At 72.6% G+C, this 21,522-nt stretch carries 15 protein-coding genes and 1 other RNA gene; 7 read left to right on the forward strand and 9 right to left on the reverse strand.

Annotated features, from left to right (window positions below; translation table 11 throughout):
- Window position 1: 1 nt before the first annotated feature.
- The 3 genes from WMF14_RS48250 to purD all read right to left on the reverse strand — a co-directional run bounded on the left by WMF14_RS48250 (window position 2) and on the right by purD (window position 2,839).
- Entirely contained in the window at window positions 2-880 is an 879-nt protein-coding gene (locus WMF14_RS48250; protein WP_272096747.1) for an FHA domain-containing protein, read from the reverse strand.
- Window positions 881-1,087: 207 nt separating this feature from the next.
- Window positions 1,088-1,537 carry a hypothetical protein gene (locus WMF14_RS48255; protein ID WP_272096748.1) on the reverse strand — a complete coding sequence of 150 codons (450 nt, stop codon included), beginning with the start codon at window positions 1,535-1,537 and terminating at the stop codon, window positions 1,088-1,090.
- Between the two features lie 9 nt (window positions 1,538-1,546).
- Window positions 1,547-2,839, reverse strand: a complete 1,293-nt coding sequence (purD, locus tag WMF14_RS48260) for a phosphoribosylamine--glycine ligase (protein ID WP_437797670.1) — start codon at window positions 2,837-2,839, stop codon at window positions 1,547-1,549.
- 320 nt (window positions 2,840-3,159) lie between these two features.
- Between purD and WMF14_RS48265 the strand changes: the two genes are divergently transcribed.
- Entirely contained in the window at window positions 3,160-3,600 is a 441-nt protein-coding gene (locus tag WMF14_RS48265; RefSeq protein ID WP_272096750.1) for a deoxycytidylate deaminase, read from the forward strand.
- 78 nt (window positions 3,601-3,678) lie between these two features.
- Here WMF14_RS48265 and WMF14_RS48270 read toward each other — a convergent pair whose 3' ends face one another.
- Window positions 3,679-5,088, reverse strand: coding sequence for a sigma 54-interacting transcriptional regulator (locus WMF14_RS48270; protein WP_437797671.1), 1,410 nt, complete (start codon window positions 5,086-5,088; stop codon window positions 3,679-3,681).
- 378 nt (window positions 5,089-5,466) lie between these two features.
- On the opposite strand from WMF14_RS48270, the gene WMF14_RS48275 reads away from it, so the two are divergent.
- Together WMF14_RS48275 and WMF14_RS48280 are read left to right on the forward strand one after the other, a co-directional pair.
- A complete protein-coding gene (locus WMF14_RS48275) occupies window positions 5,467-9,822 on the forward strand; it encodes a serine/threonine-protein kinase (RefSeq protein WP_437797673.1) in 4,356 nt (1,451 codons plus the stop codon).
- Between the two features lie 55 nt (window positions 9,823-9,877).
- Entirely contained in the window at window positions 9,878-11,347 is a 1,470-nt protein-coding gene (locus tag WMF14_RS48280) for a hypothetical protein (protein ID WP_437797675.1), read from the forward strand.
- Window positions 11,348-11,438: 91 nt separating this feature from the next.
- Here WMF14_RS48280 and ffs read toward each other — a convergent pair.
- An RNA gene (ffs, locus tag WMF14_RS48285) (signal recognition particle sRNA small type) lies at window positions 11,439-11,528 on the reverse strand.
- A 332-nt stretch (window positions 11,529-11,860) separates the two neighbouring features.
- On the opposite strand from ffs, the gene WMF14_RS48290 reads away from it, so the two are divergent.
- Complete coding sequence (locus tag WMF14_RS48290) at window positions 11,861-12,649, forward strand: hypothetical protein (protein WP_272096757.1); 789 nt, start codon at window positions 11,861-11,863, stop codon at window positions 12,647-12,649.
- A 91-nt stretch (window positions 12,650-12,740) separates the two neighbouring features.
- Here the strand turns inward: WMF14_RS48290 and WMF14_RS48295 are convergent, their stop codons facing one another.
- Window positions 12,741-13,664, reverse strand: coding sequence for a hypothetical protein (locus WMF14_RS48295; protein ID WP_437797677.1), 924 nt, complete (start codon window positions 13,662-13,664; stop codon window positions 12,741-12,743).
- A 104-nt stretch (window positions 13,665-13,768) separates the two neighbouring features.
- Here WMF14_RS48295 and def point away from each other — a divergent pair, with 104 nt between their 5' ends.
- Window positions 13,769-14,344: a peptide deformylase gene (gene def, locus WMF14_RS48300; protein WP_272096759.1), complete on the forward strand. Its 576-nt coding sequence runs from the start codon at window positions 13,769-13,771 to the stop codon at window positions 14,342-14,344.
- Window positions 14,345-14,510: 166 nt separating this feature from the next.
- Here def and WMF14_RS48305 read toward each other — a convergent pair whose 3' ends face one another.
- The 3 genes from WMF14_RS48305 to dnaK all read right to left on the reverse strand — a co-directional run bounded on the left by WMF14_RS48305 (window position 14,511) and on the right by dnaK (window position 19,279).
- Window positions 14,511-15,014 carry a TraR/DksA family transcriptional regulator gene (locus WMF14_RS48305; RefSeq protein WP_272096760.1) on the reverse strand — a complete coding sequence of 168 codons (504 nt, stop codon included), beginning with the start codon at window positions 15,012-15,014 and terminating at the stop codon, window positions 14,511-14,513.
- Window positions 15,015-15,163: 149 nt separating this feature from the next.
- On the reverse strand, window positions 15,164-17,191 hold the full coding sequence (locus tag WMF14_RS48310) for a hypothetical protein (protein WP_437797679.1): 2,028 nt from the start codon (window positions 17,189-17,191) through the stop codon (window positions 15,164-15,166).
- 168 nt (window positions 17,192-17,359) lie between these two features.
- Complete coding sequence (gene dnaK / locus WMF14_RS48315; RefSeq protein WP_272096762.1) at window positions 17,360-19,279, reverse strand: molecular chaperone DnaK; 1,920 nt, start codon at window positions 19,277-19,279, stop codon at window positions 17,360-17,362.
- Between the two features lie 568 nt (window positions 19,280-19,847).
- Here dnaK and rpmE point away from each other — a divergent pair.
- Together rpmE and WMF14_RS48325 are read left to right on the forward strand one after the other, a co-directional pair.
- Window positions 19,848-20,054: a 50S ribosomal protein L31 gene (gene rpmE / locus WMF14_RS48320; RefSeq protein WP_012241637.1), complete on the forward strand. Its 207-nt coding sequence runs from the start codon at window positions 19,848-19,850 to the stop codon at window positions 20,052-20,054.
- 273 nt (window positions 20,055-20,327) lie between these two features.
- Complete coding sequence (locus WMF14_RS48325) at window positions 20,328-21,503, forward strand: DUF1385 domain-containing protein (protein ID WP_437797682.1); 1,176 nt, start codon at window positions 20,328-20,330, stop codon at window positions 21,501-21,503.
- Window positions 21,504-21,522 lie beyond the last annotated feature (19 nt).

The following is a 21,522-nucleotide window of genomic DNA, read 5'->3' on the forward strand; positions in this document are numbered from 1 at the left end:
TCTATTTCAGTGCGCCGAGGCGCTCGAGCCCTTCGATACGCTGGAGGATGAACCGCTCCGCCGGCGTACGCTCGCCTGCGCGCTCGCGGAGCCGCTTCGCATAGCCACGGAGAATGGACATGTCGACGGCCTTCACCTTGCGCAGGACACTATACAGCTCATCGACGAGGTAAGCGGGGAGGAGGAGCTCGAGCCGGGTATTCAGCTCGAAAATGTAGTTGATCCACGAGCCGCGACCCGTCGCCGAGGCGAGGCGGGCCGCATACATGCTTGCCTTCTCGACCAGCTCGGGCTGCACAGCGCCGACGCCCCCGTCCCGCGCCTTCGTGAGGATGTCGGTGAGCGAGCGCTGGAGGATGCGCTCGGCTTCATCCACGCGCCCCAGGGCGAGCGCCTTGTCGGCGACGCTGCCGATGAGGCTGAGCGCGTGCACGCGCTTGTCGGGGTGCTGCGGGACGAGCCCGGGGAGCGACCTCCGGGAGGCGATGGCCGTCGCGCCGTCGTCCTCGCCCCCGGGCATCTCGCTCATGTCGACCGTGCGCGCGTTCTGCTGCCTCGTCCAGAGCGGCGCGCTCCGCGGCGAGTGCGCCGAGCTCGGCTCGATGGCCCCGAGCAGGAACATCTCCTGCCCCCCGATCGCGATCTTGTCGCCGTCCGACAGGATCTGGCGCCCCGCGATCCGAGCCCCGTTGATGAGCACGCCGTTGCGGCTGCCGAGATCCTCGATCGCGACGCCGCCCTCACCGACGGTCAGCAGCGCGTGCCTGCGCGACACCAGCGGGTCGTCCAGCGACAGCTGGCAGTCCGCGCTCCGTCCGATGAAGAACTCGCCGAGCGGCACCTCGAGATCGTGGGCGAGGTAGCGCAATCGGATGCCCATGATCGAGCCATACCAACAGCCCAACAGGCCGTCAAAAGACAGCTTTCGGGCCGCGTAGCATTGGTTTGCAAGCCCACAAGAAGGGCCGTGCACTACGGACGGGAGGTCTGTTACCGTCTTACAGTATCACACCGGTTATCGTCGTCGCTGTCGTCGTCGCGTGGCGTGGCGTGGCGTCGCGCGCCGTTGCGACCGGCTCGGGGAGGCTCAGGGGAGGCGAGAGAGGACCCGGAGCAGCCTAAGGAGGAGCCTTGGGTGCGCGACGAGGCCGTAGACCTTGAGCTCCCCTCTGGCCACGAGGCGCGCGAGGTCGCGCAGGGGGCCGCTCTGGCGGCGGTGCAGCACCCCCAGCTTCGGGAGGCGCAGCCAGCGGTGGAACGCGACGTCGGGGAGCCGGCGGAGCGCCGACTCGTCGCCGCAGAACGTGACGGACGGGATGCCGATGGCGCCGTCGTGGATGGTGAGGCGCCCGTGGTCGAAGCGCATCGTCATGGACGTGTCGGCGTCCTGGGCGACGACGAGCACCGACCCGCGCAGCGCCCGGAAATCGGCGGCGCGCTTCGGGTCGCGCGCGAGGTGCTCGCGGATGAGCTGGCCGAGGTAGGCGGCGAGCGGGTTCTCCTCAGCGCCTGGGGCGAGATCGACGATGGGCTCCATGGTGCCCCCTCACCCGGCCGCGCGCGCTCCGTCCACCCCGATGTCGCGGCGGAGCACCTTGCCGTCGAAGTCGATGGCGCCCGCGGCGCGGAAGGCGCGCTCCCGCGCTTCAGCGAGCGAGTCGCCCGCGGCGGTGACGGCGAGCACGCGGCCCCCCGCGGTCACGACCGCGCCGTCCCGCTCGGCCGTGCCCGCGTGGTTCACGAAGGCGCCCTCGACCGCGGCCGCGGCGTCGAGGCCGCGGATGACGTCGCCGGTCACCGGCGCCGTGGGGTAGCCGCGCGCCGCGAGGACGACGGTGAGCGCGTGGCGGCCGGGGGCGACGCGCGCCGCCCCGGGAGCGAGCGCGCCCGCCGCGGCAGACGCGCAGAGCTCGGCGACGTCGCCCTCGATCAGCTCCATCAGCGCCTCGCACTCGGGATCGCCGAAGCGGACGTTGTGCTCGAGCAGCATGGGGTCCCCGGCGGGCGTGATCATCAGGCCCGCGAACAGCACCCCGCGGAAGGGCCTCCCCTCCGCCCGCATGCCGTCGATCGTCGGCCGGAGGATCTCGCGCTCGACGCGCGCGGTCAGGGCCGGGGTGACGCGGGCGCTCGGCGCGAACGCGCCCATGCCGCCCGTGTTCGGCCCGGTGTCGCCCTCGCCGACGCGCTTGTGATCGCGCGCCGCCGGCAGGACGAAGATCGCCTCACCGTCGCTGATGGCGTGCACGCTGGCCTCCTCGCCCTGGATCGCGTCCTCGAGGATCACGGTCGCGCCGGCGTCGCCGAAGCGGCGATCCACGAGCATGTCCTTCGCGGCCGCGAGGGCCTCGTCGACGGTCGTCGCGACGACGACGCCCTTGCCGGCGCAGAGCCCGTCGGCCTTCACGACGATGGGCGCGCCGCGCTCGCGGATGACGCGGGCCGCCTCGTCGAAGGAGCGCACGATCCGGAACGGCGCGGTCGGGATCCCGTGGCGGGCGGCGAACTCCTTGAGGAACGCCTTCGACCCCTCGAGGCGCGCCGCCTCGCGGCTCGGCCCGAAGACGGCGACGCCCTCGGCGGCGAGCGCGTCGGCGACGCCGGCGCAGAGCGGCGCCTCGGGGCCGACGACGACCAGGTCGGCGCGCTCGCGGACGGCGAGCCGGGTCGCCTCGGCGGGCGACAGGGACGGGAGGTCGACGCGGCGGATCGGGGCGCGGCCGGCGCCTGCTGGCGCGTGGGTCCCGGCGTTCCCGGGCGCCACGATCACCTCGGCGACCGAGGGCGATCGGGCGAACGCACGCGCGAGGGCGTGCTCGCGCCCCCCGGAGCCGAGCACGAGGATGCGGCGATCTGACCTTCGGGGGGCGGCGGAGCTCACCCCCGCGCGCTACCACGCGCCGGGCCTCGCTGTCGAGGCGCCTCGCGCGGTCCCGTGCCCGCGGGGGGCTCCGCGGCGCCCGGCGTCGTGATAGAAGCGCCCGCGCGGCGCGGCGCGGCTCAGCCGGGGCCGCGGGCGCGCGCCGCCGGGCCCTTCGCGAGGGGGACCGGAGGGCGGATCCCTGAACATTCTGGAGAGATCGGCGAGCGCGGCTCGCTCGACGTCGAGGGGACGTCGAGGGGGCGGCGGGCGCGGATCCCCCGTCGTGGAGGTGAGCGATGACGCATCGGGCTTCGTGGGATGAATACTTCATGCGCATCGCCGAGGTCGTCGCGTCGCGGGCGACCTGCGATCGGAAGCACGTCGGCGCGGTGATCGTGCGCGACAAGAGCATCCTCGCGACCGGGTACAACGGCTCGATCCGGGGGCTGCCTCACTGCGACGAGGAGGGGCACCTGATCGAGGACGGCCACTGCGTGCGCACGATCCACGCGGAGGCCAACGCCATCATCCAGGCCGCGCGGAACGGGGTGCGGATCGACGGCGCGACGGTCTACGTCACGGCCTCGCCTTGCTGGGGGTGCTTCAAGATGATCGCGAACGCGGGGCTCTCGCGCGTCGTCTTCGGCGAGTTCTACCGCGACGAGCGCATCTTCCGGTTCGCCACGGAGCTCGGGATCGAGCTCGCCCCGCTGGAGCGGCGCGAGACGCCCGCCTGAGGCGTTGCGCGGGCGGGCGCTCGGTTGAGCGAGCCCTCGCGCAGTCGACGCCAGGTTGCGCGGCGACCTGCGCAACGCTCAAGCCTTGCGCGGCCGCGGCAGCCCGTACACGCGGATCCGCTCGACCAGCGTGCGCCGTGAGATCCCGAGCAGCGCCGCGGCGCGCGTCTGGTTCCCCATGCACTGCTCGAGCGCCTGGACGATGCGCTCGCGCTCGTGGGCCTCCATGGCGTCGCGCAGCCGCGTGGGGCCCGGGTCCACGCCGTCCGGCGCGCTCTTCGCGACGTCGGGCACGCTCCTCGCATTCGTATTCGCCGCCGCCGCCGCCGCACTCGCGTCCGAGGGCGCCTGCGGCGGGCGCACCGGAAGGGGAATGGCATGCGATGGACGGGTGGGATCGGCCAGAGGGGAGAGGAGCAGGTGCTCCGGCTCGATGGGCGCCCCGTTGGCGAGGATCACCGCGCGCTCGATCACGTTGCGCAGCTCCCGGATGTTGCCTGGCCAGCTGTGGCGCTGGAGCTCGGCCAGGGCCGCGGGCGAGATCGGAACGGCCAAGGCGCTCGCCTCGCCGGGGAAGAGCTCCTTCGCCGTGCGCTCCGCGAAGAGCTGCGCCAGCGCCGCGACCTCCCCGGGCCGCTCGCGCAGCGGCGGGATGACGAGGGTCACGCCGTTCAGCCGGAAATACAGGTCCTGCCGGAACGCGCCGCGGCTCACCTCGGCCTCGAGGTCGCGGTGCGTGGCCGAGACGAAGCGGACGTCGATCTTGATCGGGGTCAGCCCGCCGACCCGCATCACCTTTCGCTCCTCGATGACCCGGAGGAGCTTGGCCTGGATCGAGGGCGGCAGCTCGCCGATCTCGTCGAGGAACACGGTGCCCCCTTCGGCCGTCTCGAGCAGCCCCGGCTTCGCGCGGACGGCGCCGGTGAAGGCGCCGCGCTCGTGGCCGAACAGCTCGCTCTCGAGCAGCGACTCGGACAGCGCGACGCAGCTCAGGCGCAGGAGCGGGCGGCTCGCGCGCGGCGAGGCCCTGTGGATCGACTCGGCCAGCACCTCCTTGCCGGCGCCCGTCTCGCCGAGGAGGAGGATGTTGATCGGGCCCTTCGCGACGCGCTCGGCCAGCTCGTAGACGGCGCGCATCGCGTCGTCCTCGACGATGACGTCCTTGCCCGCGTCCCGCTCGCCGCCCTTCTGGCGGAGGACGACGCGCGCGGCGCCCAGGTAGATGACGTCGCCGGGCGAGAGCTCGACCGCAGCGCCTCGCGCGGACGCGCCCTTGCCGACGTCGATCAGGCGCTCGGTCGCCGCGCTGCAGTGCCGGGCGCGCACGCGGGTCCCGTTGCTGCTGCCGAGGTCCTCGATCCGGAGCGGCGGGCCGAGGTGCAGCACCGCGTGGCGGCGCGACACCGAGGAGTCGGGGACGCAGATGCCGGCGTCCTCGTCCCTGCCCAGGACGACGCTGCCCGAGCCCGGCAGCTGTCGGGTGCTCATCGAGCTCTGGGTGATGATCAGGAGCTCGAGCGAGCCATCCTCGCGGGAAAAAATCTCCGGCTCAGCCACATCGCACCCCAGAGTCGCGCCGGACGACGAGCGGCGCCCCGCCGCTGCGCGTGTGCGATCCGCTCCGGGGACCGTTGCGGCAGCGTTCGCAGGACGGTCGCCAGGACCGAGGGCGCGCCCAGCAGCCGGCGGCGTAGCACGGACGCGCGCGCAGGGCGACTTCCGTCGCGCTCACCTCGCGCTCGCGGGGCTCGCGGGACTCCCCAGCCGCGGTGGTCGAGGTGGTCCAGCGCGCGCGGGGCGGCGATCGTCATCGCGGCGAGGCGGCGCGCTCCCGGCGCCGCGGCGCGGGCAGTAGAGTTTCCGCGGATGATCGCGCGGGACCCGTTCGGCTGGGTGGGCAGCACCATCGGCGGCAAGCTGCTGGTGGACGCCGTGGCCGGCGAGGGGACGTTCGGCGTGGTCTACCGGGCGACCCACCTGGGATTCCAGGAGCAGGTGGCGGTCAAGTGCCTGAAAATCCCCGCAGATCTCCTGCCGGAAGAGCGACAGTCGCTGCTCGACACGTTCGAGCGCGAGGCCCGGCTACTGCACCGGCTCTCGCGCCGGACGACGGGCATCGTCCAGGCGCTCGACGTCTCCGCCGCGACCTCGCCGGAGGGCTGCTGGACGCCGTACATCGTCATGGAGTGGCTCGAGGGCGAGACGCTCGCGCAGCACATCGAGGCGCGGCGCGCGTCCGGGCGCGCGCCGTACTCCGTCGACGAGGCGATCGAGCTCCTGGCGCCGGCGGTGGGGGCGCTCGCGATGGCGCACGACGAGCGGGTCTCTCACCGCGACGTCAAGCCGGCGAACCTGTTCCTCGTCGAGACGCCCGGCGCGACGACGATCAAGGTCGTCGATTTCGGCATCGCCAAGGTGATCGACGCGTCGATGCCGCTGTCGAAGGCGCTCGCGGAGACGAGGCGAGCCGTGGCCGCGCCGCAGGGCGTGAGCGCCAGCGACACGACGCAGGTGCTCGTGACGTCGTCGAGGTTGCACGTGTTCACGCCGCTCTACGGCGCTCCGGAGCAGTTCGAGCCGAAGCTCGGCGCGACGGGGCCCTGGACGGACGTGTTCGCGCTCGGGCTCGTCCTGCTGCAGCTGGCCTCGGGGAAGCCGCCGATCGACGGGCGTGATTGGGCCGAGCTCTACCTCGCCGCCGTGGACCCGCGCAGGCGGCCGTCGTTCGCGGGGCTGGGCGTCGAGGCGAGCCCCGCGCTCGAGGCGGTCGTCGCGCGGGCCGTCGCGGTCGATCCCGCGGCGCGCTTCCGGGACGCGCGCGAGCTCGGAGAAGCGCTCGCGTCCGCGCGCGCCGGCGCGTCGCATCGGCAGCCGGCTGCCCCGCTCTCCACGATCTCGCCGCGGGCCGACCAGGCGTCTCCGCGGGGTCCGAGCGCGGCGCTCCCGGCCGCCCCGTCGCCCGCCGACGCCACGAAGGTCACGGCGCCCGCGGGCGCGGCGCAGGTCGCGGCGCCCGCGGGTGAGTACCGTGTCTGCACCGTGCTCTCCGCGGAGATCGTCGCCGGCGACGAGGGGCAGGAGCCGCTCGATCCCGAGCAGGAGCTCGAGCTCCGCGAGGCGTGCCGCGAGCTCGTCCGCGAGCGCGTCGAGGCGCTCGGGGGCGTCGTGAAGGGCAGGAGCGACGGCGTCGTCACCGCGCTGTTCGGCGCGCCGCGCGCGAGCGACAACGACGCCGAGCGCGCCGTCCGCGCCGGGCTGGAGCTCGCGTCGCTCGACGCCGCGTCGCTCCCCGTCCAGCTGCCGCCGCGCTCCCGGCCGATGTTGCGCGTGGGCATCAGCACGGGGAGGCTGTTCGTGAGCGGCGCGACCGGGCGGGGCGCCCCGGTCGACGCCTCCGGCGAGGCCTTGAAGGCGGCCGCCCAGCTCCAGCAGGCCGCCGCGCCCGGCGCGGTGCTGATCGCTCAGCCGACGTTCCGGCAGGTGGCCGGGCTCTTCCAGGTCGAGCCGCAGGGCGACGGCGCGACGGGCTTCCGTGTGCTGAAGCTCGCGAGCGGATCGGGCGCGGGATCCGATTTCCTCGGCCTCGACACCCGCTTCGTCGGGCGGGCGGGGGAGGTGCAGCGGCTCTCGGAGGCGCTGGAGACGGTCATCGCGGAGCGGCGCGCGATGTTCGTCTCGGTGATCGGCGCGGGCGGCATCGGCCGCAGCCGCCTCCTCGCCGAGGTGCGGACGAGGGCGCTGTCGCACGCGGAGCCGTGCATCGTGCTCGGCGCGGCGTGCTCGTCGCTGTCGATGGATGCGAGCTACCACCTCGCCGCGTCGCTCCTTCGCGCTCATTTCCACATCCAGGACGGCGACGCGCGCGAGGTCGTGCTGCGCAAGCTCGCGAGCGGCGTCGCAGGCGCAGACGCCGGAGGCGAGGCAGGCGGCGCGCCGCACCCGATCGCCCTGGAGGACGCGCTGGCGGAGGTCGCGGCCGTGCTCTGCCCGCGCCCGGCGGCGCGAGCCGCGCCCGCGACGGCGATCGCCCCCGACGAGGGCGGCGCCGAGGTGGCGAAGCGGGTGGCCGCGGCCGTCGCGATGCTGCTGCGGGCGATGGCCGCGCGCGGAGCCGTCGTCGTGCTACTCGACGACATCCACTGGGCGGACGACGCCAGCCTCGACCTCTTCGACGACCTCGCCGTGCGCCTGTCGGACGCGCCCCTGCTCATCGTCGGCGCGGCGCGGCCCGAGCTCTACGAGCGGCGGCCGCACTGGGGCGAAGGGAAAGCGAGCCACGCGCGCCTCGATCTCGGCCCGCTGCCGCGGCGGCACATCGAGGACATGGCGCGCGAGCGCCTCCGCCTCGTCGCGGGCTGCTCCGCCGAGGCGCTCCGCGCCCTGGCGGAGCGCGCCGAGGGCAACCCGCTCACGCTGACCGAGACGCTGTACCTGCTCATCGACGCGGGCGCGCTCGAGCGGCGCCTCGGCGAGCCCTGGATCCTGCACGAGGAGCAGCTCGCCCGGCTCTCGTTGCCGGCGACGATCCAGGGCATCGTCCAGGCGCGGCTCGATCGGCTCGACGGCGAGGCGCGGGCGGTCCTGGCGCAGGCGGCCGTGGTCGGCAGGACGTTCTGGAAGGGCGCGATCGACCACCTCCGCGGCGCCGCGCCGCTCCACGGCGGCGGATCGAGCACCGCGGACGTGCTGCGGCGGCTCCGGGATCAGCAGCTCATCCAGGCGCGCGACGCGTCGACCTTCCCCGAGGACTGCGAGTACGTCTTCGCCGAGGCGGCGACCCAGGAGATCGCCTACGAGACGCTCAGCCTCAAGGTGCGCCGGGCCATGCACCGCGCGGTCGCCGCCTGGGTCGACGGCGTCTCGGCGGGGCGCTCGCCTGCGCGCGCGCCGCGGGGGCTCGGGGAGGCGCTCGCGGCGCTCCACCATGATCGCGGCGGCGACGCGCTCGCCGCGGCGCGCGCCTACACGCGCGCGGCGGCGAGCGCGTCGTCGCTCGGGCAGAACGCCGAGGCGCTGCGGCACTTCGAGCGGGCCCGGGAGATCCACGCGAGCGCGGCGGACGGCGCCCCGGGGAAGGGCTCCGCGGCGCGCGCCCCGTCGGCCGCCGCGCCGGGGGGAGACGAGCGCCGGCTGTTCGCCTGGCACGAGCGCGCGGCGCTGTTGCTCGACGTCGGCGACGCCCTCCGCAGGGCGGGCCGCCTCGACGAGGCGGAGCGCGCGTACATCGAGGCGCGGACGCGGATCCTCCGCGTAGAGCGGCGCGCCTCCGCGCCGCCCGCGGAAGGCCCGGAGGCCGCGCTGTTCTGGGATGCGCGCGTGGATTTCCGCCTCGCCCTCGCGCTCAAGGTGCGCGGCGCGACGGACGACGCGCGCGCGCTGGTCGAGCGCGCGATCGCGCTCGCGGAGCGCGGCGGCGCCGCCCCGGAGACGCTCCCCATGTACGGGCTGCTCGCGGCGCTCCACCGGCGCGCGGGCGATCTCGACGCCTGTCGCGCGGTCGCGCTCCGGAGCCTGCGCATCTGCCGGACGCTGCCTCGAGGCGACGACCGCCGCCGCGCGGCGGCGTCGCAGCTGCTCCTCGCGCTCGGGACCGTGTTCTACTCGCGCGGTCGGCTGGTGCAGGCCGAGCGCTGCTACCGCCAGGCTGCGCGGGCCGTCGACGAGCGCGCGTACCCCGAGGCGCTGAGCTTCGCGCTGAACGGCGTCGCGGCCGTGCTGTTCGCGAAGGGCGATCTCGGCGGCGCGCGGGAGGTGTTCGCCCGAGCGCTCGCGCTGAAGGAGCGGCTCGGCGATCTCCAGGCGATCGCGTCGGGGCACAACAACCTCGCCGAGGTCGAGCTCCGCCTCGCGCGCCCGCACGCCGCGCTGGAGCACGCGCGGCGCGCCGTGAGGCTGGGCGAGCAGGCCGGCGCCGGCGCCGATCTCCCGGACGCGCACCGCAACCTCGCCGCCGCGCTCCTCGCGGCCGGCCACGTCGGCGAGGCGCTCGAGTCCGGGTGCGCGGCGCTGCGCCTCGCCGAGGTGGGCGGCGGGCGCGTGTACCTCGCGGACGTGGCGCTCGGCCTCGCGCGGATCTGCCGCGCGGCCCTCCGCGATGCCTCGACCCGCCCCCGCGCCGAGGCAGCAGCGGCGCAGCTCTCCGCCTCGCTGGGGGCGCATTTCCGGGACGGTGAGCTCGCGGCGCGGGCGGGCGAGTGCCGCGCGCTGCTCTCGGATCCCTGAGGGGCTGACCCTTTCTCGTCAGGTAGCGCGACGTGTCGCGCGGGAGACGTTCGTCATGACCAAGGCTTGGAATCAGGCAGCTCTCGTTCTGATCGCCGCGGCCGCGCTCGGCTCGGCGGCGCTCGGGTGCGCGTCGGATCCCGCGCCGCCGGGCGGATGCCCTGGCGCGCGCGCGGCGTCTGGCGCGTGCATCGGCGTCCCCGCGGGAGCGCTCTGCGACAGCGACTTCTGCGCCGCTTCGATCGATTGCGCCGAGGTCGTCGAGGTCTCGAGCGCCGCCGCGCTCTCGCAGGCCACCGAGGCCGCGCGACCTGGGGCGTGCATCGCGCTCGGCCCTGGCGCCTACGGCCCGATCGATCTGCCCCCCGGCGTGAGCCTCCTCGGCCGGGGCGCTGGCTCCGTGAGCGTCGCGGCGGTCTCGCTCGCGGCCGGCGAGGGCGCCGTCCTCCGGGGGCTGACGGTGGGCGAGGGCGGCGTGCGGATCGCGGCCGGCGCGCGGGCGCGGATCGAGGCGGTGCGCGTCGTCGGCAGCGCGTCCGACGGCGTGACGCTCGGCCTCGGCGCGTCGCTCGACCTCGTCGCGTCGGCGATCGAGGGCTCCGCGCGGTACGGCCTGAGCGCGTTCGACGCTGGCCGCGTCGCCGTCGTGCGGTCCGTCGTCTCGGGCTCGCAGGGGCCAGGGCTGTGGGCGCAGTGCACCGGCGGCTGTGACTGCGAGGCGCCGGTGGAGCTCCACGTCGAGGACGCTCTCGTCCGCGACAGCAAGGTGATCGGCGTGTCCCTCGTCGGAGCGCGCGCGACGATGTCTCGCGTCGAGGTCAGCGGCAATGGCCTGAGCGGGTTCGATCCGAGCGGCGGCATCTCCGCGTCCGGCTGCTCGACCCTCGACGCGGCGGCCCTCACGATCGCCGACAACACCGGGTTCGGTCTCCTGATCGATCGAGCGAACGCAGCCCTGGGCGAGAGCGGCGAGGGCTTCGAGGTGAGCGGCAACCAGCCTGGCATCTGGATCCAGAACACGACGCCGGAGCAGACGGTCCAGCTCACGGGAGGCCTCCTAGAGAAGAACCGGGCCATCGGCCTGGGGATGAGCGGCGACGCGCACGGCATCATCATCGACGGCATGCGCATCGCCGGGACCTTCGCCGACTCGGCGGTGGTGAGCGCGGACGGCGGGCTCGCCCAGGAGGTCGTGGGCGACGGCGTGAGCTGGCAGGAGCGCGCGCAGGCCGCGATCTTCGGGCTCGTCCTGAGCGGCAACGGGCTCGAGTCCCTCAACCCCTCCATCAGCCCGTCCCGCCGCGCGAGCGTGCTCATCGACGGCGGCGTCGGCCCGGACAGCCGCCTCTCCGCCGTGACACTGGAGGGCGGCGACGAAGCGGCGGGCATCGTGCAGCAGCGTCTGCCGGCTGGCGGCGTCGGCCCGCTGCGCGGCGCGGATGTCCCGCGCATCGTGACGAGCCCTGACGCGCTGTTCTCCGTGCCCGTCGCGCCCATCGCGCCCGCGGCGCTCGACGCCCCTTGAGGCCTGCATCACCGCGGCGACGGCCCGGTTCTGGGACCGCACCCCGAGATGAGCGCAGGAGCGCGTCGGGTCCACGACTGGACCGACAAAAAGTAAGTGGGCCCGCCACACTCGCTTTCCGCTACCGTTGCTCCCTTCCGGGCCTGGCGGGGTTCACGGCGCGCTGTCGGCGGACCCATGAGGTCCCAGGCGCTTTCGCCTGATGCAGGGACTTCGTAGTCGAACCTCGTCCCCATGTCGAGCCCCACGACGCGTGCGGCGGCGATTCGTGGGCCATGGCGTTCCGGCTCCCTGGCGAACGCAGCGCCGCCTACGCCACCCACGTCTCACGTCTACGCCTCTGGTTCCCTCCTCGGAGCCATCGGGGTGAGCGCGGTGCGAGTGAGGTGTGAGCGTGAGATGCGATCGAGGTGTGCTCAGGGTGGAGGTGTGAGCGCGGTCCGATGGATCGATCCGGAGCGGCATCGGCCGGGACTTGCCTCGTTCAGGAAGCCCCGTACGCTTAGAGGTGTCGTGGATCCGTTCGATTCCGAGGACGAGGGACGGGGCAGCCGGCTGACTCCGGTGCTTCTCTTCATCGGCTCCGCAGCGCTGGCAGCGGCCGCGCTCCGGTTCGCCTGGCAGCAGCCGGTGATCATGGGGGCGGTGCTCAGCGTCGTTCTCGCGTTCGGCGCGGCCCGCTGGCTCGCTCGCCGCAAGCTGCGCCGGCTGCTGCGCTCGGGCGATGTGGGCTCGGTGCTGCGGCGCTGGTCGTCGTCGCTTCACCGCGTCCCGCACCCCGCCACGATGGCTCCGCTCATGACGGCGACCGCGTTCGCGGCCTATGGTTGGGTCGAGAAGGCGCGCGCGGCGATGGCCGCCGCCGAGCGGGGGCCCGCGTGGGAAGCGGCCCTCGAGCACCGCCTCTTCCTCGACACGCTCCTCTGCACCTTCGAGGGCGATCGCGATACGGCGCTCGCGCAGGCGGGTCGCCTGGCGCGCCTCCCTCTCCCGGACATCAGCTCGCCTTTCCGCAGCCGGGTGGTCACCTTGCGGTCGGCGGCCGGCGCGCTCGCCCGCGCCTTCGCCCACACGAGCGTGCCGGGCGACCGCGCGCTGCTGGAGCGCGCGAGCGAGGCCAGCCCGCTCGTCTTCTGGGCCATGCGCTATGCCGCGGCCGTCGTCGCCATCGACGAGGGCGAGCTCACCCGCGTCGAGGAGCTCCTCGCCGACGCGCCCTCCTGGCCCCAGGAGTCGACGTTCCGCGCCTTCCACGACGAGATCGCCGATCGCGCCGGCCTTCCCCGCCCGGCGAGCGCGTAGCGGGCTGGTCATCGCGCGCGCCGCTTCGCGCGGCGCCGACGGGGAACGCCGGTCCTTCCGGAGGGCGCGCCGGCTTCGCGTTCGCGCCGGCTCAGCCCTGGAACAGCGTGCGGATGTAGCAGTACGCGCGCGCGCCGGGGGCTGCGCTGGCGGGGTCTTCCGGCGAGTCCGGCACGAACGCGCCGAGCGCGCCGAGCGCGCCGCCGAGGGTGAACGTGCGCAGCAGGATCCTCGCCTGCGTGCCCGCGAAGCACGGCTTGCGGTAGGCGATCTCCACCCTCCGGGCGAGCACCGCCGTGCTGTGGCCTTGCGCCGAGAGACGCCGCAGCGCGGCCTCCGCGAAGAGCCGCGGGTACACGAGCGAGTTCACGTGCTGGTTCCCGTCCGTGTGATCCAGGCCGAACGCCACCGGGATCGGATCCAGGGTCGGCTCCGCGTCGAGCGGCTCCGCGCCCTCCGGCAGGCCCATCAACGCCGCCGGCGAGCGAAAGTCGTAGCGCTCGGGCGGCACCGCCGGCAGATCCGGGGACTCGAAGCGCAGCACCTTGCGCGCCTCGGGCGCCGCGAAGGGCCGCGTGAAGACGTGCTCCGCGAACACGCGACCGACCTGGATCGGCTCGCCCGCGCCGGGCGGCGGCGGGCCGTAGGTCCGGCTGCGGCGCCCGCTGGCCGAGAGCCACATGGCGAGGATCAGCCGGTTCACCTGGGAGGTGGCGTCCTCCGTGTGCGCCAGCTGGTAGCGGCCCTGCAGCTGCAGCGGCTCCCGCGTCGCGATCGGCCCCTCTCCGCCCTCGATGATGAGGCGGGTGAGGATCGGGACGATCCCTTGCGTGACCATGAGCGCCTCGACGGGGCTCGCCTGCAGCAGCTTCACCCAGACCGCGGGCCCGAGGCCGTGCGGCAGCGCGTCCAGCATCACCCGTCCGGTCTGGCTGACATCCTCGAAGCGGAGGTGCATGACGGCGGTCGCCTGTTGCTGTTCGGGGACGCAAGGCTCGTCAGGGAAGTAATGCATGCCCCGTCTCCATAGCTGACGCCGCCGCGCGCCGCATGGGCCAGCGCCTGGGCGCCGTCATGGCCGGCCAGGCCGACGGCGCGCGTCCATGGTACGATCGCCGCGTGACGCTCCTGAAAATCGCCCACATCGGCAACCCCGTCCTCAGGCAGCGAGCGCGTGAGGTCACGCCAGAAGAGCTCTCCTCCCCTGCGATGCAGGCGTTCATCGACGACCTGGTGGAGACGATGCGCGACGCGAACGGCGCGGGCATCGCCGCCACTCAGGTCCATGCGCCGGTGCGCATCTTCGCGGTCGAGGTGCAGAACAACCCTCGTTACCCGTACAAGCCGAACATCCCGCTCACCGTCGTGGTCAATCCGGTGATCGAGCCGCTCACGCAGGAGACGTTCGAGAACTACGAAGGGTGCCTGAGCGTCCCCAACCTGAGGGGTGTTGTCGACCGCTATACGGAGATCCGGCTCACCGGCCTCGATCGCGACGGGAGGCCGATCGACCGCATCGTGCGCGGGCTGTCGGCGGGCACCTTCCAGCACGAGAAGGATCACGTCGACGGCGTGCTCTTCGTCGATCGGGTGAAGGATCCGCGGACGCTCTGCACCTGGGCGGAGTTCGACCGCTATCACAAGCAGCCCTTCGTCGAGCGCATCGTCCCGTTCATCCAGCGGATGGGCGGCTGAGGTGCCTCGTCGCGCGCGCCCTGCGCGGTGCGCGTGATCGCGCGGACCTGAGCGCTCGGCACGAGCTCGAGCGCCCTCGTGGACATGCGCTTCCGCTAGCGCCGGCCGCACGTCTCTCGCCCGCGCTGGCGGGGAGGGACGTGCGGTGTCTGCCGGCGGGGAGCGATCAGGAGCCGCCGCCGGTCCTTTCTTCGCGCTCGATCTGCTCCTGGTAGGCGACGCTGTAGCGCGCCCAGGGACGCAGCTTGAGGCGGCGGTAACCGATGGGCTCGCCGGTGCCCTCGCACATCCCGTAGCTCCCCTCCTTCATCTTGGCGAGAGCACGATCGATCTCGGCGAGCACGCGGACATCGCGCTCCAGGAGCTTCGATGTCAGCGACGTCGCGCCCTCGGCGTTGGCCTCGTCCATCTCGTCGCCCACCTCGCGCGAGATGTCGCGCTCTGCGTGCTGCCGCTCATCGATGTTGGCGACGAGGCTCGCCCGGCGCTCCTCGAGCGCCTGCCGGAGCTCGTCAAGCTGCTCCTGCGTGAGATCGGGCAGATCGGAGTCGTCCGTTTCGGGCGCCGGGCGGCGTACGGGCGGCCTCGGCATGGCGGCTGCCGTCGTGGCGGACGTCTCCGGCCGCGCCGGGTTCATTCCGTCGCGACTCGCACCTTCACGGTTGTTCATTGTTTCCTCTCATCTTTTCGGTGGCAATTCGCGTACCGATCTTGAACGTGGGCGGACGAAGCACGCGCGTGGCGTGGTGACCAGGGAACACGACCGAGCAGGAGCAGCCGCGCCAGGTTACTGGCTGTGGTGATAGCGCATCCACGAGCCTATGGCTTCGTGATGCCGGCCATTCGAAGCCCTGCCGCGACGAGCGCGCCGATGTCCTCGAGCACGGGCTTCGACACGTTGATCGAGATCTCGGCCCGCGGCGCGGCGCCGCCCTGCTGCTGGGTCGTGACGAACATCAGCCCTTCCCCTTTGTGGGGGAGCTTTGCCAGCGCTTCGCCGAAGATTCGGGCTTCCTGAGGCAGCGCCACCGGCGCCGCGCCGGGCTGATCCAGCGTCGAGAGCACGCTCTGAAACGTGCGGGTGATCGGGGCGAGCGTCGAGAATCCACCCCAGGCGAACTTCCCGGTCTTCAGCTTCTCGAGCCCCGGACGTGACGCGAGCGTCGCGGCGGTGGGCGCGCCCGCCTTCACCGTGGCGAGCCGCCTCAGCAGGTCGCCCTTGTCGTGTCCGAAGGCGACCCACGTCGTCTTCTCCTCACCCATGACGAGGAGGTGGAGCGTCATCGTCAGCTTGGGCCTCTGCTTGCCCTTGGCGGCGGGGGTCGAGCCCGCGTCGCCGTCGAGCGGCGGGAGATCGCGGACGATCTGGATCTCGACGGCGAGCGACGTCTTCCCGAGCTCCTTCGGCGCCTGAACCGTCTTGACCGTCGGCAGCTCCTTCGGATCGACGTCGATCTCCGGGAGCCGCTTGCGCAGCCCGGGCGTGTTGTAGGCGGTGACGGCGTTCTTCACGTACTTGATGAGCGCGTCGGGCGTCTCCTCGAACCCGAACAGGTTCCAGCCGACGAAGCCCCCCATCATCTTGTCGAGCGCCTCGTTCGGCGTCGGCTTCCCGGCCTGGGTAGCGGCAGGAGGTGCGTCGGCATACCCGTGGGCGGACACGCTCGGCCCCTGGTTGATCGGCAGCGAAAGGAGGTCCGCGAGCGCCTTGCGATCGGCGGGCTTGCCGATCTTCTCCTTCTCCAGCCACCCTTCGAGCATCTCGCGCAGCGTCTTCAGGATGCCGCCGTAGTGCGCCGGGTCGTAGCCGTGGTCGAAGAACGCGCCGGCGCTGTCCTTCGGCGCGCGCCAGTAGAGCTCCGGCGCGGCCCCGGCGCGCTTCGCCCTGTCGGCCATCGTCTTGGCGAGCCACGACGACTGGCCCCGGAGCTCCAGGGCCGCCGTGAGGTTCACGCAGGACTGGTTGTCGACCTGGAGATCGACGACCGCCTTGCTCGCGTCGTTGATGAGCGCCTCGAGCTCCTGCTGGACGCCGGTCGCCGCGTCGGTGAGCGCCCGGTCGAACTGGGGCTGCCCGATCGAGAGCTGGCTCTGCGCGAGGATCGGGAGCCCGCCGAGCTGCTGCTTCGCCATGCCGCCGAACTTCGCGCTGAGCGGGACGAAGCGGACCTCGCCGTGGAGATCGCGCGCCTCGGGCGCGAGCGTCGGCAGCGTGCGCGCGAGGTACGGCCCGAGCGCCGTCACGTCCCGGTCCCGATCGCCGCAGAGGAGCCGCGCGGGCGCCGAGCCGGCGGACGCGGCGAGGAAGCAGCTCGACGCCGAGGGCTCCTTGCCGCCGATCTTCCACATGCCGGGCTTCACCTCGGTGAGGGACGCGCCCGCCTCGAGCGCGCCCTTCGCCCGCTCGAGCGACGTGAGCCCGAGCGACACGGCCGCCACGGGCTTGCCCCGCTTCGAGCTGTCATCGAGCGCGACGATCAGGTGCACCGGCGCGTCGAGCGCGAGCACCGCGGCGAGCTGGTCCGTGTCGATGGAAGGGCTCACGAGCTCGCTCAGCACACCCGAGGAGAACGCCTGCGCGCCCGTCTCCGCGAGCGCCGGAGGCAGCCCGGCGCACGTCGCGATGCTCGACAGCGTGGCCGCGGGGTTGCTCCAGCGGAGCACGCCCACGATGTCGGCCGGCTCGGCGACGGGGGATAGATCGAACGCCGGGCTGGTGGCGACCTGGGCCGGCCCGGCCTTGACCTCGCCTTGTCCTGCTGTCGGCGCGACAGGCGCGGGGGACGGCCCGCAGGCGAGGGAACCGGCCATCAGGACCAGGGGGGCGATCGGCAGGAGAGTTCGCATGAGCGCCGGTTATACGGCTCCCGGACATCCGAGTCGACGCCCAAGGAGCGCGCTGCGCAGGCGACGGCTGCATGCCCGCGTCCTGCGCGGAGGTCGACGTAAATGCGAACGAGCGCGGAGGAATCCGCGCTCGTCGCACACCGTCGAGGAGCGGGCTCCTCGCGGCGATCAGTTCGACTCTTCGAACTCCGCGTCGATGACCGAATCCTTCCCCTTGCCGCCGGCGGGGGGCGGCTGCTGGCCTCCCGGCGCGCCGCCGGGCGCGGCGCCGCCGCCGTCCTGGGGCGGGCCGGCCTTCTCGTACATGACGCTCGCGATGCGGTGCGCTTCCTTCTCGAGCTTCTCCAGCGCCGCGCTCACGGCCGCGTCGTCCTGCTTCTCGATGGCCGACCGCCCCTCGGCGATGATCCCGTTCAGCGCCGAGACGTCGCCCTCCGGCAGCTTGTCCTTGTTCTCGCTGATCGTCTTCTCCAGCGTGTAGCAGAGGTTATCGAGCTTGTTGCGCCGCTCGATCTCCTCGCGCCGCCGCTTGTCCTCGGCCTCGTGCGTCGCCGCCTCGTTGACCATCCGGTTGATCTCGTCCTCCTTCAGGCCGCCCGACGCGGTGATCGTGATGCGCTGGTCCTTGCCGGTGGCCGTGTCCTTGGCGTGCACCGAGAGGATGCCGTTCGCGTCGATGTCGAACGTCACCTCGATCTTCGGCACGCCGCGGGGCGCCGGCATGATCCCTTCCAGGTGGAAGCGACCCAGGGTCCGGTTGTAGCGGGCCTCGGTGCGCTCGCCCTGGAGCACGTGGACCTCGACGCTGGGCTGGCTGTCGGTCGCGGTCGAGAAGATCTCCTTCTTCTGCGTCGGGATCGTGGTGTTCCTCGAGATCATCACGGTCATCACGCCGCCGAGCGTCTCGACGCCGAGCGAGAGCGGCGTGACGTCGAGCAGCACGAGGTCCTTCACGTCGCCCGAGAGCACGCCCGCCTGGACCGCGGCGCCGACGGCCACGACCTCGTCCGGGTTCACGCCCTTGTGGGGCTCCTTGCCGAAGAACTTCTTGACCGTCTCCTGGACGAGCGGGATGCGGGTCGAGCCGCCGACGAGGACGATCTCGTCGATCTGCTGCGGCGACTTCTTCGCGTCGGCGAGCGCCTTGCGGGTCGGCTCGAGCGTGCGGTCGATGAGCGGCCGGATCATCTGCTCGAGCTTCGCCCGGGTGAGCTGCTTCTGGAGGTGCTTCGGCCCCGAGGCGTCCGCGGTCAAGAACGGCAGGTTGATCGTCGTCTCCTGCACGTTCGAGAGCTCGATCTTCGCCTGCTCCGCGGCGTCCTTGAGCCGCTGCACGACCATCTTGTCGTTCGAGACGTCGATGCCGGTGTCCTTCTTGAACTCGGCCGCGAGCCAGTCCATCACGAGGTGGTCGACGTCGTCGCCGCCGAGGTGGGTGTCGCCGTTGGTCGAGATGACCTGCACGACGTTGTCGCCGACCTCGAGGATCGAGATGTCGAACGTGCCGCCGCCGAAGTCGTAGACGGCGATGACCTGCTCGTTCTTCTTGTCGAGCCCGTACGCGAGCGCGGCGGCCGTGGGCTCGTTGACGATGCGCTTCACGTCGAGCCCCGCGATGCGGCCCGCGTCCTTGGTCGCCTGGCGCTGCGAGTCGTTGAAGTACGCCGGCACGGTGATGACGGCCTCGGTCACCTTCTCGCCGAGGTAGTCCTCCGCGGCCTTCTTCAGCTTCTGGAGGACCTTCGCGGAGATCTCGGGGGGCGACGCCTGCTTGCCGCGCACGGCGATCGAGGCGTCGTTGTTCTTGCCCTTGCTGACCGTGTACGGGACGCGCTTCGCCTCTTCCTGCACCTCCTCGAAGCGGCGCCCCATGAAGCGTTTGGCGGAGTAGATGGTGTTGGTGGGGTTCGTGACTGCCTGGCGCTTGGCGATCTGTCCGACGAGCACCTCGCCCTTGTCGTCCCAGGCGACGACGGACGGCGTGAGGCGCGAGCCCTCCTCATTCACGATGACCTTGGGCTCCTTGCCCTCCATCACCGCGACGACGCTGTTGGTCGTGCCGAGATCGATGCCGATGATCTTGCCCATGACGTTGAACCCTCCGAGAACTGTTTGCGCGACGGCCTGATGACCACGGGGGGCGAGAAGACCCGACCGGCCAGCAGGGCTCAGCTGACAGCTGCCGCGAGCCACCGCTCCAGAGCCGTCAAAAACCGCTGGGAATCCGGATACTTTCGCCGAGTTTTCGCGAGCTCGCTGGCTCGCGACCGCGAAGCTAACCATGTGCGCCCGAGCGTCAACGCCGCCTCTAGCAATTGCCGTGCGCGCGGGCTGGGGCTGCCCGGACCTTGACCGGAGCCAGGTCACGCCGCACCTAAGGTGTCCGCGCTTCGCACCGCCAGCGTCTCGATCCGGGGGCCTCGCTCCTGGGGGAAGCGCGGCGGGCTCGGCCGGCAGCGCCAGGGCCGCCTCGCTGCGCGGCCTCGCGAAAATCAGCGAAAACTCGCGCAACCTCGCGAATCGCGAAAACGACGGCGAGCGGGCCGGACGAGAACCGGACGAGAGACAGAAGAGCGGGCGCGTCTGAGGGGCTTCTTGCGGTCCAAGACGCGCTGAGCTATAGGCGCCCTCCCTCGCAACACCCGAAGGACTCACCATGAAGCCCGGCATCCACCCCGAGTACAAGGCCTCCACGATCACCTGCGCGTGCGGCGCCGTCGTCGAGACCCGCTCCACCCGCGGCAGCTTCACCACCGACGTCTGCTCCGCCTGCCACCCGTTCTACACGGGCAAGCACAAGATCATGGACGTCGCCGGCCGCGTCGACCGCTTCCGCAAGAAGTACGCGACCGCAGGCAAGTAGCCGAGCCGATCGTCCACCTCGCCCCGATATCCCTTCTTTGCCGGATTCGCCCGTCACGCCACGCCCGCCCGGGGCGTGGCGGAAGGATGGGCTCGCCCCGAGCTCGCTCCCTGCGGAGCGTGAGCGGCCGAGACGTCGCGCGCCGCGGACGCGGGCGGACACGGATCGGACGCAGATCGGACGCGGATCAAACGACGCCGGCGCGTTCATCTGTGCGGCGCTGGTCGGTCGGGCCGATGCGCTGGCCGTGTTATGCGCTAGATTGGAACGCGTATGAGCGATCAGCCTGCACGTCCGTATATCGGCGGCCAAGCGGTCATCGAAGGGGTCATGATGCGGTCGCCGAGCTCGGTCGCGATCGTCTGCCGGCGCCGCTCGGGAGAGCTGGTCGTGCGCGAGCAGCCGATGACCGCCGTCTCGAAGGGGGCGCGCACCTGGCCGTTCGTGCGGGGTATCGCGACCCTCGTCGAGTCGCTCCGCCTGGGATCCCAGGCGCTCCGCTGGTCCGCGGACCTCTACGAGCAAGATCTCTCGGCCGAGGAGGCGGGCTCGGCCAAGGGGCCGGAGTCCAAGCGCTCGAGCGCTGGGCAGGCGGGCGGGGTGAACCTCACCTCCCTGGCGCTCAGCATGGCGGCGATCGCGGCGCAGGACGTGGAGCCCGCGCAGATCACGGGCAGCCCCGCGCCGGGCGGTCAGGGCGAGGGGAAGAAGCGGGGGGGAGGGATGGGCATGATCCCGATCCTCTTCGCGGTCCTGCTCTTCGTGGCGGCGCCCCAGGCCGGCGCCGAGCTGGTCAACAAGCTCCTGGGCCTCGGGCTCGAGGTCACGTCGCCGGCGTTCCAGGCGATCACCGGCGTGGCGAAGCTCGCCATCGTCGTCGGCTACCTCCTCCTGATCCGCCAGATCCCCGAGGTTCGACGCGTTTTCCAGTACCACGGCGCCGAGCACAAGGCGATCTCCACCTACGAGGCGCGCGAGGTCCTCGAGGTCGAGAACGCGCGCCGGAAGACGGCCATGCACCCCCGCTGCGGGACGACGTTCCTCGTCATGGTGGCGCTCGTGTCGATCGTGGTGTTCTCGGTGGCCGGGGCGTCCCTCGGGGCGCTCCTGCCCAAGCTGCCCGGCGGCCGGCTCGTCGAGAGCGTCACCTTCTTCCTGATGAAGCTGCCGTTCCTCCCGCTGATCGCCGCGGTCACCTTCGAGATCCAGCGGATCTTCGCGCGTTATTGCACCACCGGCCCGCTCCGCGTGCTGCTCTGGCCGGGGTTCCTGGTCCAGAAGATCACGACGGCGGAGCCCGACGATGCGCAGCTGGAGATCGCCCTCGCGTCGCTCCGCGCGACGCTCTGGCGCGAGGCCTCGGTGGCCGCTCCAGTCCAGCCCGATCGGGTGTTCGCCGACTACTCCAAGCTGCTGGCCGACCCCGGCTACGCAGGCGCCCACGGCTAGCGCGCGCCGGCTCCGCCGC

The sequence above is a fragment of the Sorangium sp. So ce693 genome (assembly GCF_051521375.1).
Taxonomy (GTDB): Bacteria; Myxococcota_A; Polyangia; order Polyangiales; family Polyangiaceae; genus Sorangium; species Sorangium atrum.